The sequence below is a fragment of the Amycolatopsis sp. NPDC043887 genome (assembly GCF_056435665.1).
On the sequence record NZ_JBWKEB010000022.1, the window covers coordinates 64558 to 81415 of the forward strand.

Annotated in this window: 11 protein-coding genes; all 11 read left to right on the forward strand. The window is 69.9% G+C overall.

Features of this window, described 5'->3' with window-relative positions; translation table 11 throughout:
- Positions 1–16 precede the first annotated feature (16 nt).
- Positions 17–5578 (forward strand): amino acid adenylation domain-containing protein, encoded by a 5562-nt coding sequence (locus tag AC069H_RS38275; RefSeq protein WP_478235566.1) that lies wholly within the window; start codon positions 17–19, stop codon positions 5576–5578.
- A gap of 14 nt (positions 5579–5592) precedes the next feature.
- The gene (locus AC069H_RS38280; RefSeq protein ID WP_126733878.1) at positions 5593–5802 is read left to right on the forward strand and encodes an MbtH family protein; all 210 of its coding nucleotides are present in this window, start codon (positions 5593–5595) and stop codon (positions 5800–5802) included.
- Between the two features lie 114 nt (positions 5803–5916).
- A complete protein-coding gene (locus tag AC069H_RS38285) occupies positions 5917–7092 on the forward strand; it encodes a cytochrome P450 (RefSeq protein WP_478235567.1) in 1176 nt (391 codons plus the stop codon).
- Positions 7093–7115: 23 nt separating this feature from the next.
- Positions 7116–8273 carry a cytochrome P450 gene (locus AC069H_RS38290; RefSeq protein WP_478229831.1) on the forward strand — a complete coding sequence of 386 codons (1158 nt, stop codon included), beginning with the start codon at positions 7116–7118 and terminating at the stop codon, positions 8271–8273.
- The gene (locus AC069H_RS38295; protein WP_478235568.1) at positions 8263–9459 is read left to right on the forward strand and encodes a cytochrome P450; all 1197 of its coding nucleotides are present in this window, start codon (positions 8263–8265) and stop codon (positions 9457–9459) included. The genes AC069H_RS38290 and AC069H_RS38295 overlap by 11 nt, the downstream gene beginning before the upstream one ends.
- Before the next feature lie 413 nt (positions 9460–9872).
- The gene (locus AC069H_RS38300) at positions 9873–11114 is read left to right on the forward strand and encodes a cytochrome P450 (RefSeq protein WP_478235569.1); all 1242 of its coding nucleotides are present in this window, start codon (positions 9873–9875) and stop codon (positions 11112–11114) included.
- Positions 11115–11126: 12 nt separating this feature from the next.
- Complete coding sequence (locus AC069H_RS38305; protein ID WP_478235570.1) at positions 11127–12284, forward strand: glycosyltransferase; 1158 nt, start codon at positions 11127–11129, stop codon at positions 12282–12284.
- A 21-nt stretch (positions 12285–12305) separates the two neighbouring features.
- Positions 12306–13523 (forward strand): glycosyltransferase, encoded by a 1218-nt coding sequence (locus tag AC069H_RS38310; RefSeq protein ID WP_478235571.1) that lies wholly within the window; start codon positions 12306–12308, stop codon positions 13521–13523.
- 15 nt (positions 13524–13538) lie between these two features.
- Complete coding sequence (locus AC069H_RS38315; protein WP_478235572.1) at positions 13539–14759, forward strand: glycosyltransferase; 1221 nt, start codon at positions 13539–13541, stop codon at positions 14757–14759.
- A 29-nt stretch (positions 14760–14788) separates the two neighbouring features.
- A complete protein-coding gene (locus AC069H_RS38320; RefSeq protein WP_478235573.1) occupies positions 14789–15607 on the forward strand; it encodes a class I SAM-dependent methyltransferase in 819 nt (272 codons plus the stop codon).
- A gap of 20 nt (positions 15608–15627) precedes the next feature.
- On the forward strand, positions 15628–16755 hold the full coding sequence (locus tag AC069H_RS38325; RefSeq protein WP_478235574.1) for a glycosyltransferase: 1128 nt from the start codon (positions 15628–15630) through the stop codon (positions 16753–16755).
- The last annotated feature ends 103 nt before the right edge of the window (positions 16756–16858 follow it).

The window sequence follows — 16858 nt, forward strand, 5'->3', positions numbered from 1 at the left end:
CACCAAGGAGCAGATCGTGACCGTTGACGACACTCGCGCGAAGCCGCGTTCCAGCGTGGAGGACGTCTGGCCTCTTTCCCCGCTGCAGGAGGGAATGCTCTACCACACCGCCCTCGACGACGAGGGGCCCGACACCTACACCGTGCAGACCGTCTACGGTATCGACGGCCCGCTCGACGCCGCCCTGCTGAGGGCGTCGTGGCAGGCGCTGGTCGACCGGCACGCCGCGCTGCGGGCCTGTTTCCGTTACGTCAGCGGCGCGCAGATGGTGCAGGTCATCACCCGGGACGCGCAGATCCCTTGGCGCGAAACGGATCTCACCGGGCTGCCGGAGGACATCCTCGACAGCGAGGTCGACCGGCTGGCCGCGGACGAGCTGGCCGAGCGGCTCCGCATCGAGGTCGCGCCGCTGATGAAGCTGCACCTGATCCGGCTCGGGCCGGACCGCCACCGGCTCGTGCACACGCTGCACCACGTGCTGACCGACGGCTGGTCGATGCCGATCATCCACCGCGAACTCGCCGCGATCTACGCCGCGGGCGGGGACGCGTCCGGGCTGCCGCCCACAGTGTCCTATCGGGACTATCTCGCCTGGCTCGGCAAGCAGGACAAGGAAATCGCCCGTGCTGCCTGGCGCGAGGAGTTCGCCGGGGTCGATACGCCCACCGCGGTCGCGCCCGCCGATCCCGGCCGGGTGCCGGAGATCGACACCGCGATCGTCGAGCTGTCCACGGAACTCACCGACGGGCTGGCGAATCTCGCGCGCGGCCACGACCTCACGCTGAACACCGTCGTGCAGGGTGCGTGGGCGGTCGTGCTGTCGCAGCTCGCCGGGCGTACCGACGTGGTGTTCGGTGCGACCGCTTCGGGCCGACCCGCCGAACTGGCGGGGGTCGAATCGATGGTCGGCCAGCTGCTCAACACCCTGCCGGTGCGCGTGCGGCTCGACGGCGCGAAGCTGGCCGTCGACCTGTTCGCCGAACTGCAGCGGGACCAGTCGGCCCTCATGGCCCACCAGCACCTCGGTCTCCAGGACGTGCAGGCCGTCGTCGGACCCGGCGCGGTGTTCGACACGCTCGTCATCTACGAGAACTTCCCCCGCAAGGGACTCGGGCAGGCCCACGACGGCTTGACGCTGCGTCCGGTCAAACGCGGGCGCAACTCGTCGCACTATCCGTTCACCCTGGTCACCGGTCCGGGTGAGCAGATGCCGCTCATCCTCGACTACGACCGCGGCCTGTTCGACGAAAAGGCCGCCAGGTCGGTCGTCGGTGCGCTGGCCAGGGTGCTGGAGCGGCTGGTCGCCGAGCCCGACGTCCTCGTCGGCCGGTTGACGCTGCTGAGCGAGGCCGAACATGCCTTGGTGGTGGAGGAATTCAACGCGACCGAGGGACCGGTGCCGGGCGACTCCGTCGTCGAGCTGTTCGCGCGGCGGGTGGCCGAGGCGCCCGAGGCGGTGGCGATCACCGACGCCGCGGGCGCGAACCTCACCTACGCCGAGGTCGACCACGCGTCGAATCGGCTGGCCGCGTACCTCGCCGCCCGTGGCGTCGGCCGCGGTGACCGCGTTGGCGTGGCGATGGAGCGGTCGCCGGATCTGCTCATCGCGTTCCTGGCGATCTGGAAGGCGGGTGCCGCGTACGTCCCGGTGGACGTCGAGTACCCGGCCGAGCGGATCGCGTTCATCCTCGACGACTCCGCGGTGTCGGTCGTCCTGTGCACGCAGGCCACCAGTGGCGTCGTGCCGAAGGGCACGATCGTCCTCGACGCACCGGAAACGCGTGCCGCCATCGACGCTTTTGCCGCCACAGCAACGGAATTCCGGCCGAGCGCGGACGACCTGGCGTACGTCATGTACACCTCCGGCTCCACCGGCCTGCCCAAGGGCGTGGGGATCCCGCACGGTGGCGTCGCGGGTCTGGCCGGTGACCAGGGCTGGCAGATCGGCCCCGGCGACGGCGTCCTCATGCACGCGACGCACGTCTTCGACCCGTCGCTGTACGCGATGTGGGTGCCGCTTTCGACGGGCGCCCGTGTCCTGCTCACCGAGCCGGGTGTGCTGGACGCGGCCGGGGTGCGGCAGGCCGTCGCCCGCGGCGCGAACTACGTCCACCTCACCGCCGGCACCTTCCGCGCGCTCGCGGAGACGTCGCCGGAATGCTTCGACGGCCTGGTCGAAATCGGCACCGGCGGCGACATCGTTCCCACGCAGTCCGTGGAGAACCTGCGGCGGGCCCAGCCGAACCTTCGGGTGCGCAACACCTACGGGCCGACCGAGACCACGCTGTGCGCGACGTGGCTCCCGATCGAACCCGGCGACGTCGTCGACCGGGAACTGCCGATCGGGCACCCCATGACTAACCGCAGGATCTACATCCTCGACGCCTTCCTGCGGCCCGTCGCACCGGGTGTGGCGGGCGAGCTGTACATCGCGGGAACGGGACTGGCACGCGGATATCTCGACAGCCCGGGACTCACGTCCGAGCGTTTCGTGGCCTGCCCATTCCTCCCGGGCGAACGCATGTACCGCACCGGCGACCTGGCCCGCTGGACCCGCGACGGCGAGGTCGTGTTCCTCGAACGCGCCGACGACCAGGTGAAGATCCGCGGCTACCGCGTCGAACTGGGCGAGGTCGAGTCCGTGCTGGCAGCCCAGCCGGGTGTGGTCGAGGCCGTCGTCATGGCGCGCGAGGACCAGCCGGGGGAGAAGCGGCTGGTGGGGTACTTCGTCTCCGACGGCGGCGACGCCGGTCCGGAGGAGATCCGGCGCCAGATGGGCTTGGTCCTGCCCGCGTACATGGTCCCGATGGCGGTCGTCGCCCTGCCCGGTCTGCCCGTCACTCCCAACGGCAAGGTGGACCGACGGGCTTTGCCCGCCCCGGATCTCGCGGGCCGTGCTTCGGAGAAGGCGCCGGAGAGCGAATCCGAGAAGGTGCTCTGCGAGCTGTTCTCCGAGATCCTCGGCGTCGACCACGTGGGTGTCGACGACGCCTTCCACGACCTCGGCGGCAGTTCGGCGCTGGCGATGCGGCTCATCGCGCGGATCCGCGAGGTGATCGGCGTGGACCTGCCCATCCGGCAGCTGTTCTCCTCGCCGACGCCCGCCGGTGTCGCCAGGGCGCTCGCCGCGAAGTCCCGTCCCGCGCTGGAGCCGGCCAAGCGGCCCGAGCGGGTTCCGCTCACCGCGCGGCAGCTCCGGGCCTGGCTGCTGGCCAGCCCCGGCGAGGAGACCGCCGGTCTGCACATCTCGGTCGCGCTGCGCCTGCGCGGCAGGCTGGACGTGGCCGCGCTGGCGGCGGCACTCGGCGACATCGCCGCCCGGCACGAGGTGCTGCGCACGACCTTCCCGGGAGACGCGCAGAACGTCCGGCAGCTCGTCCACGAGCCCGCGGCCGTCGAGCTGACCCCGGTGCCCGCCACCGAGGAAGAGCTTCCCGGCCTGCTCGCCGGACTGCGCGCGTCGGTCTTCGACCTCACCAGTGAAGTGCCTTGGCGCTGCGACCTTTTCGCGCTCGCGGAGAAGGAACACGTGCTGCACCTGCGGCTTCACCGGATCCTCGCCGACGACGACTCGCTCGACGTGTTCTTCCGCGACCTGGCGGCCGCTTACGGCGCACGGCGTTCGGGCCGCGTCCCGGAGCGCGCGCCGCTGGCACTGCAGTTCGCCGACTACGCGATCTGGGAGCAGCGGCTGCTCGCGGACGAGGACGAACAGGGCAGCCTGATCAACGAGCAGATCGTCTTCTGGCGGGACACCCTGACCGGGATCGAAGGCGAGACGGTGCTCCCGTTCGACCGGCCGCGTCCGGCCGTCCCGTCGCGGCGGGCGGGCACGGTCGCGCTGCGGCTGGGCGCCGAGCCGTACGACCGCCTGACCGAAGCGGTGGAACGGCTCGGCGCCGACACGATCCACGTCGTGCACGCCGCGCTCGCCATGCTGCTGAGCAAATTCGGCGCGGGCGAAGACCTGGTGATCGGGACGAAGCTGGCTCGGGACGAGGACCTCATCGACCTCGAACCGATGATCGGGCCGTTCGCCCGGCCGCTCGCCCTGCGCACGGATCTCTCCGGTGACCCGACCTTCCTCGAGGTCGTCACGCGGGTGCAGGAGGCGGTCCGGGGTGCGCGCCAGCAGCTGGACGTGCCGTTCGAGCGGATCGTCGACCTGCTGGACCTGCCCGCCTCGCTGTCCCGCCACCCGGTGTTCCAGGTGGGGCTGGAGGTGGACGAGGAGGACATCGGCGCGTGGGACGCGGCGGAACTGCCCGCCCTGCGCACCAGCGTCGAACCCGGCGGAACCGAGGCCACGGAACTGGATCTCGCGTTCAAGCTCACCGAGCGGCTCGACGAGGACGACAACGAGGACGGTCTCGAAGGCACTCTCCGTTACGCCGCCGACCTTTTCGACGAGGAGACGGCGGAATCGGTCGCGCGGCGGCTGGTCCACGTCCTGGAGCAGGTCGCGGAGGATCCCCAGCGGCGGATCAGCGAGCTGGACCTGTTCCTCGACGAGACCGAACGCGGCCGTCCGGCGATCGCGCCGGCACGGTGGGCGGGCGAAGTGCCTTCGGTGGTCGCGGAGCTGGGTCCGCTCGGCGCGCTGGTGCTCGACGGCCAGAAGCGACCTGTCGCCCCTGGCGTCGTCGGCGACCTCTACGTCACCGGACCGGCGGTGGACGAGGGCAAGTCCGGTGAGCCCTGCCCGTTCGGCGAGCCGGGGCACCGGATGCTGAACACCGGCCTGCTCGCCCGCAAGACCCCGGCCAAGACCCTGATCGTGGTGGGGGAGCGGCGGCGCACGAGCACCTCGGTGAAGACGGGTGACTACGAGATCCTGTTGCCGCTGCAGGCAGGCGGAGACCGGCCGCCGCTGTTCTGCGTGCACGCGAGCGGTGGGCTGAGCTGGAACTACGGGCCGCTGCTGCGGCATCTGCCCGCGAACCAGCCGGTCTACGGCGTGCAGGCACGCGGCCTCGCGCGGACCGAACGCCTGCCCGAGAGCGTCGAAGAGATGGCGGCCGACTACCTCGAGCACATCCGTGCCGTGCAGCCGACCGGGCCGTACCACCTGCTCGGCTGGTCGCTCGGCGGCCGGATCGCGCAGGCGATGGCCGCGATGCTCGAAGCGGACGGGGAAGAACTCGGCCTGCTCGCGCTGCTCGACGCCTATCCCGTCTACATGGGACGGAACGCGACCGGCACGGTGACCGAAGAGGCGGCGCGCGACGAAGACGGCCTCCAGAAACGGAAACAGCAGGATCTGGAGCTCGCCGGAGGCATGGTCCAGGGCCCCGGTGCCCGGGAGCGGCTGGAAGCGGTCATGAAGAACCTCTGGAAGGTCGGGCCGCAGCACACGGCCTCGCCGTTCACCGGCGACATCCTGCTGTTCGTCGCCTCGGAGGACCGGCCTGCCCACCTGCCCGTGTCGGAGGCCGTCGCCGGCTGGAAGGACTTCACCAGCGGCACGATCGAACACCACGAGATCCCGACCAACCATTACGACATGGTGCAACCCGCGGCGTTGGTCCAGATTGGGTCCATCGTCGCCGAGAAGCTCCGGCCGCGGCCGGGCGCGTGAAAGGAAAAGCAATCATGAGCAACCCCTTTGACAACGAAGACGGTTCCTTTTTCGTGCTGGTGAACGACGAGGGCCAGCACTCGCTCTGGCCGACGTTCGCCGAGGTGCCCGCCGGCTGGACCCGCGTCCACGGGGAGGCCTCGCGCCAGGAATGCCTCGCCTACGTCGAGGAGAACTGGACCGACCTGCGGCCGAAGAGCCTGATCGCGGAAGTCAACGGCTGAGTGAGGGTGTCCAGCCGCTCAAGGCGAGCGGTTGGACGGGTCGTGAGTGGCGATTCGGGTTCTAACCCGAATCGCCACTCACGACCCGCCGGACGAAAGACGAAAGGAACTGCCGTGTTCGAGGAGCTCAACGTCGTCAAGGGCCTGGAAATCCACCGGAGGAACCGATTCGATCCGGGAGCGGAACTCCTCGCCCTGATGGCCGAAGGCCCCATCTCCGCCTTGGGCACCGAGGAAGACGGAGAACGGCGGACGGCGTGGCTCGCCACCGGATACGACGAGGTCCGTCAGGTCCTCAGCTCGGACAAGTTCAGCGCGCGCCTGATCTACGGCGGGACCGCGGCAGGTATCGCCTGGCCAGGCTTCCTCACGCACTACGACCCGCCGGACCACACGCGCCTGCGCCGCCTGGTCACCCCGCCGTTCGCCATCCGGCGGATGCAGGGGTTCCGGCCCGAGGTCGAGCAGATCGTCGAAGACGCCTTGGACACCATCGAGGACATGGGCGGCCCGGTGGATTTCGTCCCGCACTTCGGCTGGGCGATCGCCACGACGGCGACCTGCGACTTCCTCGGCATCCCGCGGGACGACCAGGCGGATCTGTCCCGCACCCTGCACGCCAGCCGCACCGAGCGGACCGGCAAACGGCGCAACGCGGCGGGCAACAAGTACATGCAGTACATGAACAAGGCCGTCGCCCGCGTGCGCCGCGATCCCGGTGACGACCTGTTCGGTGTGGTGGTGCGCGAACACGGCGACGAGATCACCGACGCGGAGCTGGCCGGGGTGGCCGCGTTCATCATGGGCGCCGGCGGCGACCAGGTGGCCCGTTTCCTCGCGGCGGGCGCGTTGCTGATGGTCGATTTCCCGGAGCAATTCGACATCCTGCGGGACCAGCCGGACACGATCCCGGACTGGCTGGAAGAGCTGAACCGCTATCTCACCACCGACGAGAAGCTCCACCCTCGAATCGCGAAGGAGGACGTGACGATCGGCGGCCGTCTCGTCAAGGCCGGTGACACCGTCACGTGTTCCCTGCTCGGGGCGAACCGGGCGAAGTTCCCCGCGCGAGAGGACGAATTCGACATCACCCGGGAGAAGTCGCCGCATGTCTCGTTCGGGCACGGGATCCACCACTGCCTCGGCAGGCCATTGGCGGAGATGGTGTTCCGGGAGGCGATTCCGGCGCTGGCTCGGCGTTTTCCCAAGCTGAGGCTCGCCGAGCCCGACCGCAAGCTCAAATTCGGACCACCACCGTTCGACGTGGAAGCCCTGCCGCTCGACTGGTAACGCCAGAAAGCCTGAGGAGAATCATGGTAGTTCCCTTGCCGCATCAGCGGATCCGGCTCGATCCGGCGCCGGAGCTCTGGGCGTTGCACCAGGAAGGCCCGCTGCACTCCTACGACACGGAGACGGGGCTGAACGGCCGCAGGCAATGGTTGGTCACCGGGTACGACGAGGTGCGCGAGATCCTCGCCGACGCCACCCGGTTCAGCTCGATGCGGCCGGTCGACGACGAGGCGGACCGCGCCCACCTGCCGGGGATCCTGCAGGCCTACGACCCGCCGGACCACACCCGTCTGCGCGGGACGGTGGCCCCGGCGTTCAGCGTCCGGCGGATCGAGCGGTTGCGGCCGCGGGTCGAAGAGATCATCGAGGAAGGCCTCGACGATCTGGAGAGCATGGGGTCGCCGATCGACTTCGTCCGGTACGCGGGCTGGCCCATCCCGGCGCTCATCGCCTGCGAGTTCCTCGGTGTCCCGCGCGACGATCAGGCCGACCTGTCGCGCATGATCCGGGACAGCCGGGAGAGCCGGATCCCCAAGCAGCGGGCCCAGTCGAGCCTCGGCGTCGTCAACTACTGCGAAAAGCTCGCCGCCCGCGAACGCCGCGATCCCGGCGACGAGCTGATCGGGTTCATCGTGCGCGAGCACGGGGACAAGGTCAGCGACGAGGAACTTTCGGGGCTCGCCGAGGCGATCCTGATCGTGGCCGTCGAGCAGATGGCCGCCCAGCTGGCGATGGCGGTGCTCCTGTTCGCGACGAATCCCGCCCAGCTGTCCTTGCTGCGCGAGCGCCCGGAGCTGGTGGACAGCGCGACCGAGGAAGTCCTTCGCTTCCCGACGATCGTCGAGGCCCCTTCTCCCCGGACGGCGCTCGTCGATCTCACCATCGCCGGATACGACATCCACGCCGGTGACGTGCTGACCTGTTCGATGCTGGCGGTCAACCGCGCGCTCGGGGACAAATTCGACATCACCCGGGAGAACAGCCCGGGGCATCTCGCCTTCGGGCACGGCATCCACCACTGTGTCGGGGCTCCGCTGGCGAGGCTCGAACTGCGGGTGGCGCTGCCGATCCTGGCGCGCCGGTTCCCGGCGCTGCGGCTGGCGGTCCCGGAGGAGGAACTGCGGTTCGTGGCGGGCAAACCCGCCCCGTTCAACATCGAGGAGCTCCCCGTTGAGTGGTGAGGACACGCGTCCGCTGCACATCCGCAGGCAGGACCTCGATCCGGCGGACGAACTGCGCGCCGCCGGGCCGCTGTCGAAGGTCACGGTGGGCACCGGGGCGGACGCCGAAACCATCTGGATGGCCGCGGGACACTCGGTCGTCCGCCAGGTTCTGGGCGACCACAAGCGATTCAGCACCCGGCGCCGGTGGCACGAGCAGGACGAGGTCGGCGGGCGGGGCATCTTCCGGCCGCGGGAGCTCGTCGGCAACCTGATGGACTACGACCCGCCCGAGCACACCCGGATGCGGCAGAAGCTGACCCCGGGCTTCACGCTGCGGAAGATGCGGCGCATGGAGCCGTACATCGAGCAGATCGTGACGGAACGGCTCGATGCCATGGAGGACGAGGGTTCCCCCGCCGACGTGATCGAGCTCGTCGCCGACGAGGTGCCGGGAGCCGTGCTGTGCGAACTGATCGGGGTGCCCCGTGACGACCGCGCCATGTTCCTGAAGCTGTGCCACGGACATCTCGACGCCTCGCTGAGCCAGCGGAGACGGGCGGCCGCCGGCGAGGCGTTCTCCCGTTACCTGCTGGCGATGATCGCCAGGAACCGCGAGGAACCCGGGGAAGGACTGATCGGCGCCGTCGTCGCCGAACACGGCGACGAGGCCACCGACGAGGAACTGCGGGGTTTCTGCGTTCAGGTGATGCTGGCCGGTGACGACAACATTTCCGGCATGATCGGCCTCGGCGTGCTGGCTCTGCTGCGGCATCCCGACCAGCTCGCCGCGGTGCGGGGCGACGGCCAGGCGGCGGACCGGGCGGTCGACGAGCTGATCCGGTACCTCACGGTCCCGTACGCCCCGACACCCCGCACGGCCATGGAGGACGTCGTCATCGGGGACGAGGTGATCAAGGAGGGCGAGACCGTGCTCTGCTCGCTCCCCATGGCGAACCGTGATCCCGTGCTGGTGCCGGATCCGGACCGGCTCGATCTCACGCGGGAGCCCGCGCCGCACGTGGCGTTCGGGCACGGGATCCACCACTGTCTCGGCGCTTCGCTGGCGCGGCTCGAACTGCGGACGGTCTTCACGTCGCTGTGGCGGCGTTTTCCGGACCTGAGGCTCGCGGATCCCGCGAAGGACACCATGTTCCGCCTGACCACTCCGGCGTATGGGCTCACGAGCCTGATGGTCGAGTGGTGAGGGTGAGGCGTCGGTACAGCGGGTCGTGAGTGGCGATTCGGGTTATTGAGGGGTAAGGCAAATGTGGCGTGTTGCGAAAGCCACTTTCGCACCGTCAGTTCAAAGTGATCGACCCGGGTGGTGGTGAAGGCCTCCTTGCCTACTCTGAAGGTAGGGAAGGGGCTCTTCGCTACGCCGTCGACGTGGCTTTCGCGGCACGATCGAAGGCGGCCATGAGCGGACCGCCCACCGCACCCGACACGTTTGCCCTTCTCCTCAATAGAACCCGAATCGCCACTCACGACCCACCGGACCCACCCCGCACCCTGACGTCCATGGCGGCGCTGGACGTCCCGCCCGATCGCGGATGAAGATTGCGGCGCGGCGAACGGCCGGACCGCACTTCCTGGTCACCGAAGGAGCTTCCACTCGGTATGGAGCACGCAATCGACGAGGTCGCGCCGGCCGTGGAGCCGACGGCGAACTACATGATGAGGACGCACTGCGATCCGCACGAGGACATGTTCACGTTGCGGGAGAAGGGCCCGTTGGTCCGGATCCTCGGGGACGCGTCCACTCAGCTCGGCAAGGGCTACGTCTGGCAGGCGCTCGGCTACGACGTCGTACGCAAGATCCTCGGCGACCACGAGAACTTCACGACGCGGCCCCGGCTCACCGAGGCGGAGGCGGAACGGACGACCAACGGCGAAGACGTGCCCATGGCGCCGCAGTTCGTCGGCCAGATCTCGACCTACGACCCGCCCGAGCACACGCGGTTGCGGCGGATGCTGACCCCGGAGTTCACCGTCCGGCGGATCCGGCGGCTGGAACCCGCGATCCAGGAACTCATCGACGAACGTCTCGACGAGGTCGAGGCCGAAGGCCCACCCGCTGACGTACAAGGACTTTTCGCCGACCCGGTGGGCGGCGGTGTCCTTTGTGAACTGCTCGGCATCCCGCGCGACGACCGCAACGAGTTCATCCGGCGGATCCGGCGGAACGTCGACCTCAGCCGGGGCTTCAAGGCGAGGGCGGCCGACAGCGCGGCGTTCAACCGGTACCTGCTCGGCCTCATCACCCGCCAGCGCGAGGATCCCGACGACGGTTTCCTCGGCATGCTCGTGCGCGAGCACGGGGACAAGGTCACGGACGACGAGCTGAAGGGCCTGTGCACGGCGCTGCTTCTCGGTGGCGTCGAGACCGTCGCGGGAATGCTGGGGTTCGGCGTGCTCGCGCTCCTGGATCACCCCGACCAGAAGCAGATGCTCTTCGGAGGCCGTGAAGAGGCGGATCGCGTCGTCAACGAACTGCTGCGTTATCTCTCGCCCGTGCAGCAGCCGAATCCGCGGATGGCGCTCAGGGACGTCGTCGTCGGCGGACAGCTCATCAAGGCGGGGGATTACGTCCTCTGCTCGATCCTGATGGCCAACCGGGACGAAGCGCTGACGCCGAACCCGAACGTCCTCGACGCGCGGCGCCCTCCGGTTTCGGACGTCGGATTCGGGCACGGCATCCATTACTGCATCGGCGCCGCGGTCGCGAGGTCGGTGCTGCGCATGGCCTATCAGTCCCTGTGGCAGCGATTCCCCGGGCTGCGCCTGGCGGTGTCCAACGACGAAGTCACCCTCCGGAACGCGTTCATCGACTGCCCGGATCAGTTGCCGGTCGCCTGGTAGAAGGGAAGCGAAATGCGCGTGTTGTTGTGGGCGTGTGGGTCACGCGGGGACGTCGAACCGCTGGTGGCGTTGGCCGCGCGGTTGAAGGAGTCCGGCGCCGAGGTGCGGGTGTGCGCGCCACCGGACAGCGCGGAGCGGCTGGCCGAGATCGACGTGCCGCTGGTGCCGGTCGCCCGGCCGGACCGCGGGATGAACGACGACGGAGGCCGGGATCCCGAACTCGCCGCCGCCGGGATCGCCGACCAGTTCGACCAGATGCCCGCCGTCGCCGAAGGCTGCGACGTCGTGGTGGCGACCGGTCTGCTGTCCGGCGCCGTCGCCGTACGGTCGGTGGCCGAGAAGCTCGGAATTCCTTACTACTACGTCGCTTTGTGCCCGATCCACCTGCCGAGCCACCTCGATGCGCCGCAGCGGGAAATGTACAACCAGGGTGCCGACGGACTGTTCGGTGACGCGCTCAACGCCAAGCGGGCCGAGATCGGCCTGCCGCCGGTGAAGGACCTCTTCGACTACTGCTCCACCGAAAAGCCTTTGCTCGCAGCGGATCCGATCCTCGCGCCGCTGGAGCCGCGGCACGAGGCCGTGCAGACCGGCGCGTGGATCCTTCCCGACGAGCGGCCGCTTCCCGCGGACCTGGAGGCGTTCCTCGCCGCCGGCCCGCCGCCGGTGTACGTCGGTTTCGGCAGCTCGTCCGGCACCGCCGACGCGGCGAAGGTGGCCATCGAGGCCATCCGCGCGAAGGGGCACCGGGTGATCCTTTCCCGTGGCTGGGCCGGTTTGGATCTGCCCGAGGACGAGGACGACTGCTTCGCCGTCGACGAGGTGAACCTCCAGGAGCTGTTCCGGAGGGTCGCCGTCTCCATCCACCACGACGGCACGGGCACCACCCACATCGCCACCCGTGCGGGCTCCCCTCAGATCATCGTGCGGTCGATCGTCGGCCAGCAGTACTACTCCGACCGGGTCGCCGAGCTGGGGATCGGTGTCGCCCTCGAAGGGCCGGCCCCGGCCTTCGAAGCCATGTCCGCGGCGCTCACCACGGCGCTGGCCCCGGAGACCAAGGCCAAGGCGACCGCCGTGGCCGACACGATCCGCGCCGACGGGACCACGGTCGCCGTGGACCTGCTGCACGACGCGGTCAGCCGGGAAAAGCCGTCGGTTCCCGCCTGAGCTGAAAGAACGGGGAATTACGTGAAGCGCGTGTTGCTGGCGACGTCCGGAAGCCGAGGCGACGTCGAACCGCTGGTGGCCTTGGCCGTGCGGCTGCGGGAGGCGGGGGCCGAGGTGCGGATGGCCGCGCCACCGGACTCCTCCGAGCGGCTGGCCGGGGTCGGTGTCCCGCTGGTGCCGGTCGGCCAGTCGACCCGCACCGCGATCAAGGGGGCGAAGCCGCCGTCTCCCGAAGACGGGCCCCGGCTTTCGGCCGAGGCGATGGCCGTCCAGTTCGCCGAGGTCCCGGCGGCCGCCGAGGGCTGTGACGTCGTGGTGACGACCGGGATGCTGGCCACCGCGGTCGCCGTCCGGTCGGTGGCGGAGAAACTGGGCATCCCGTACTTCTACGGTTTCTACTGCCCGCGCTTCATCCCGTCGCCCCATTACGCGCCGCCGCCTCCGCTCGGCGAACCTCCCGCGCCGAAAGGGGCCGACAACCGGGCGCTGTGGGAGCGCAACAGCCGGAGCGCGCTCAAGCGCTTCGGCGAGCCGCTCAACAGCCAGCGGGCCGCGATCGGCCTGCCGCCGGTCGAGGACGTCTTCGGCTACGGCTTCACCGATCACCCCCTGCTGGCTGCCGACGCGTCCCTCGCTCCGCTCCAGCCGACAGATCTCGACGTCGTCCAAACCGGCGCTTGGACACTGCCCGACGAGCGGCCGCTTTCCCCGGAGCTGGAGGCGTTCCTCAATGCCGGCCCGCCACCGGTGTACGTCGGCTTCGGCAGCATGCGTGCCCCCGAAGAGGCCGCCAAGGTCGCCATCGAGGCGGTGCGGGCCCACGGCCGCCGGGTGATCATTTCCCGCGGCTGGGCCGATCTCGCGCTGATCGACGACCGGAGTGACTGCTTCGCCGCGGGGGAGGGCAACCAGCAGCTGCTGTTCGGCCGGGTGGCCGCCGCCGTCCATCACGGTGGCGCGGGCACGACGACCACGGCCACCCGGGCGGGTGTACCGCAGGTCGTGGTCCCGCAGATCGCGGACCAGCCGTACTTCGCCGGCCGGGTGGCCGAATTGGGCATCGGCGCGGCGCACGAAGGCCCGACACCGACCTTCGAGTCACTGTCGGCCGCGCTCGAGACGGCACTCGCCCCCGAAACCCGGGAACGGGCGACTGCCGTGGCGGGCACGGTCCGCACCGACGGGGCCGCCGTGGCCGCGAAATTCCTCCTCGACGCGGTCGACCGCGTTTCCGTCTGAACCCTGGGAGACGAAATGCGTGTGTTGTTGTCGACGACCGGACTCCGTGGAGACGTCGAACCGGTGGTCGCGCTGGCGGTGCGGTTGCGGGAACTCGGCACCGAGGTGCGCGTGTGCGCGCCGCCGGACACCGGGGAACGGCTGGCCGAGTTCGCCGTTCCGTTCGTCCCGGTCGGTCAGTCGTTGCGCGCCATGATGCAGGGGATGACGGAAGGGGAGGGACCGGAGCCGCGGCGCCCCGCCGACGAGCTCGCCGAGCAGTTCGACGCGGTCCCGGCGGCCGCCGAGGGCTGTGACGTGGTGCTGGCGACCGGCGTCCTGTCCGCCGCCATCGGCGTGCGGTCGGTGGCCGAAAGCCTCGGCATCCCGTACTTCTACGCCGCCTACTGCCCGATCTATCTGCCGTCGCCGTACTACCCGCCGCCCCTGTCGCGGGGCGACGGACGGCCGCCCGAGGAGGCCATGGACGACAACCGGGCGCTGTGGGACTTCTACAACGAGGTCTTCTCCCGGCGATACGCGGACGCGCTCAACGGCCGTCGCGCGGCGCTCGACCTGCCGCCGGTGGAGAACCTCGTCGAGTACGGCTTCACCGAGCAGCCTTGGATGGCGGCGGATCCGGTGCTGGCCCCGCCCCGGCCCGAACTCGGCGCCGTGCAGACCGGCGCGTGGATCCTGCCCGACGAGCGCCCGCTTCCCGCCGACCTGGAGGCGTTCCTGGCCGCCGGTCCGCCGCCGGTGTACGTCGGTTTCGGCAGCACACCCGAAATCGCGGACACGGTGAAGCTGGCTGTGGAGGCGATCCGCGCGCAGGGGCACCGGGTGGTCCTCTCGCGGGGCTGGGCGGACATGGCCCTCCCCGACGACGGAGCCGACTGCTTCGCCGTCGGCGAGGCGAACCTCCAGGCGCTGTTCGGGTGCGTCGCCGCCGTCGTCCACCACGCCGGTGGGGGCACGACGACCGTGGCCGCGCGGGCGGGCATCCCGCAGGTCGTGCTGCCCCAGATCACCGACCAGCCGTACTTCGCCGAGCAGGTGGCCGCGCTGGGCATCGGCGTGGCGTTCGAGGAGTTCGGCCCGGCCCCCACTTTCGATTCGCTGTCCGCCGCGCTCGCGACGGCGCTGTCCCCGGAGACCCGGGCGCGGGCCGCGGCCGTCGCGGGCTCGATCCGTACCGACGGGACGACCGTGGCCGCCGACCGGCTGCGTGCCGCGGTCGGCCGCGTCTCCGTTTGACCATCCCGAAATCGACCAGGGTGAGGAAAATGTCCGATCTGGCTGCAGAACCGCACGAGAACCGGCAGATGGCGCAGTGGTTCGGCGCAGACGCCGAACGGTACGACCGTGCCCGGCCCACCTACCCCGAAGCACTGGTCGACCGGATCGTCTCGATGAGCCCCGGCAAGAACTTCGTGGACGTCGGCTGCGGTACCGGCCTTTCGTCCCGCCCGTTCCAGACGGCGGGCTGCACGGTGCTCGGCGTCGAGCCGGACGCGCGGATGGCGGAGGTCGCCCGCAGGCGGGGGCTGGACGTCGAGGTCGCCAAGTTCGAGGACTGGGACCCGGCGGGCCGCACCTTCGACGCGGTCACCTCGGGGACCGCCTGGCACTGGGTGGACCCGTTCGCGGGCGCGGCCAAGGTGGCGGAGGTGCTCGCTCCCCACGGGCTGATCGCGTTGTTCGACAACGGTTTCGAACTCCCGGAGGCCGTCATGGCCGCGCAGGGGGAGGCCTACCGGCACGCCATGCCGGACGTGAAGTTCGAGCCACCGTCCAAAAAGGACGAAGAGGAAGACGTCGAAGAGTACGTCGAGCGGATCTACGCCAAGCAGTACGTGAAGGCCGCGGAAGGCATCCTCCGGACCGGCGCGTTCAGCGAGCCGGAGGAACTGCGGTTCGAGTGGTCGCGCGTCTGCACCCGTGACGAATGGCTGGACCAGATCCCGACGCAGGGCGGGCTCAACCACCTCGCGGAGGACGCGCGCGCCCGGTTCCTGGCGTATCTCGGCTCGGCCATCGACGAAATCGGTGGGTCGTTCACCATCAACTACGCCACGGTCGGCATCGCCGCGGTCCGGCGCTGAAGTACACCAGGGGATACGAAATGCGCGTGTTGTTTTGGTCGTACGGAACCCGCGGCGAGGTCGAACCGCTGGTGGCACTGGCATTGCGGTTGCGCGAGCAAGGTGACGAGGTGCGGATGTGCGCGCCTCCCGACTACACGGGGCGGCTGGCCGAGGTCGGCGTGCCGCACGTTCTGGTCGGCAAGCCAGTGCTCGAAGAAGCGGGCGCGCTGGGCGGACCGCCCGAATCGCCCGAGGCCGCGATCGCGGGGATCGCCGAGCAGTTCGACAAGATCCCGGCGGCCGCCGAAGGCTGTGACGCGGTGGTGGCGACCGGCCTGCTGTCCGGCGCGATCGGTGTCCGTTCGGTGGCCGAGAAACTGGGCATCCCGTACTTCTACGTCGTTCCCTCGCCGGTGCTCGTGCCGTCGTCAGAACACCGGGGCATGTACAACAACGGCGCCGACGGGATGTTCGGCGGCGCGCTCAACGACCTGCGTGCCGCGATCGATCTCCCGCCGGTGAAGAACCTGTACGACTTCAGCACCACCGACAAGCCCTTTCTGGCGGCGGACCCGCTGCTGGCACCGGCGGATGGCGGTGTCCAGACCGGCGCTTGGATCGAGCCCGACGATCGGCCGCTTTCCGCGAAGCTGGAAGCGTTTCTCGCGGCCGGCCCGCCGCCGGTGTACGTCGGTTTCGGCTGCTCGCCCGCCCCTGCCGACATCACCAAGGTGGCCGTCGAGGCGATCCGCGGCCAGGGCCGCCGGGTGGTCCTTTCCCACGGCTGGGCCGGTTTGACGCTGCCCGACGACGGCGCCGACTGCCTGGCCGTCGGCGAGGAGAACCTGCGCGCGCTGTTCGGCCGGGTGGCCGCCGCCGTCCATCACGGAGGCACCGGTACGACGCATGTGGCGGCGCTGGCGGGGGTCCCGCAGATCGTGGTCCCGCAGATCGCGGACCACCCGCATTTCGCCGCCAAGGTGGCCGAACTGGGCATCGGGGTGGCGCACGACGGCCCGAACCCGACGGTCGAATCCTTGTCCACCGCACTCGTCACGGCGCTGGCCCCGGAAACCTCGGCACGCGCGAAAACCGTCGCCGGCACGATCCGCACCGACGGGACGACGGTGGCAGCAGAACTCGTGCGCGCCGCGGTTACGTGTTGAGCTCGTGAGTGGTAAGGACGGTTCTAACCGTCCTTACCACTCACGAGCCGCAGGCTCTGTCCAGGCTCACCAGTTGAAGCGCGACAAGGCGGTAACCAAAATC

Excerpts from the sequence above, each read along its gene's own strand:
- AC069H_RS38300 (WP_478235569.1), top strand. The coding sequence starts at position 9,873 with ATGGAGCACGCAATCGACGAGGTCGCGCCGGCCGTGGAGCCGACGGCG.
- AC069H_RS38325 (WP_478235574.1), top strand. The coding sequence starts at position 15,628 with ATGCGCGTGTTGTTTTGGTCGTACGGAACCCGCGGCGAGGTCGAACCG.
- AC069H_RS38315 (WP_478235572.1), top strand. The coding sequence starts at position 13,539 with ATGCGTGTGTTGTTGTCGACGACCGGACTCCGTGGAGACGTCGAACCG.
- AC069H_RS38290 (WP_478229831.1), top strand. The coding sequence starts at position 7,116 with ATGGTAGTTCCCTTGCCGCATCAGCGGATCCGGCTCGATCCGGCGCCG.
- AC069H_RS38305 (WP_478235570.1), top strand. The coding sequence starts at position 11,127 with ATGCGCGTGTTGTTGTGGGCGTGTGGGTCACGCGGGGACGTCGAACCG.
- AC069H_RS38320 (WP_478235573.1), top strand. The coding sequence starts at position 14,789 with ATGTCCGATCTGGCTGCAGAACCGCACGAGAACCGGCAGATGGCGCAG.
- AC069H_RS38280 (WP_126733878.1), top strand. The coding sequence starts at position 5,593 with ATGAGCAACCCCTTTGACAACGAAGACGGTTCCTTTTTCGTGCTGGTG.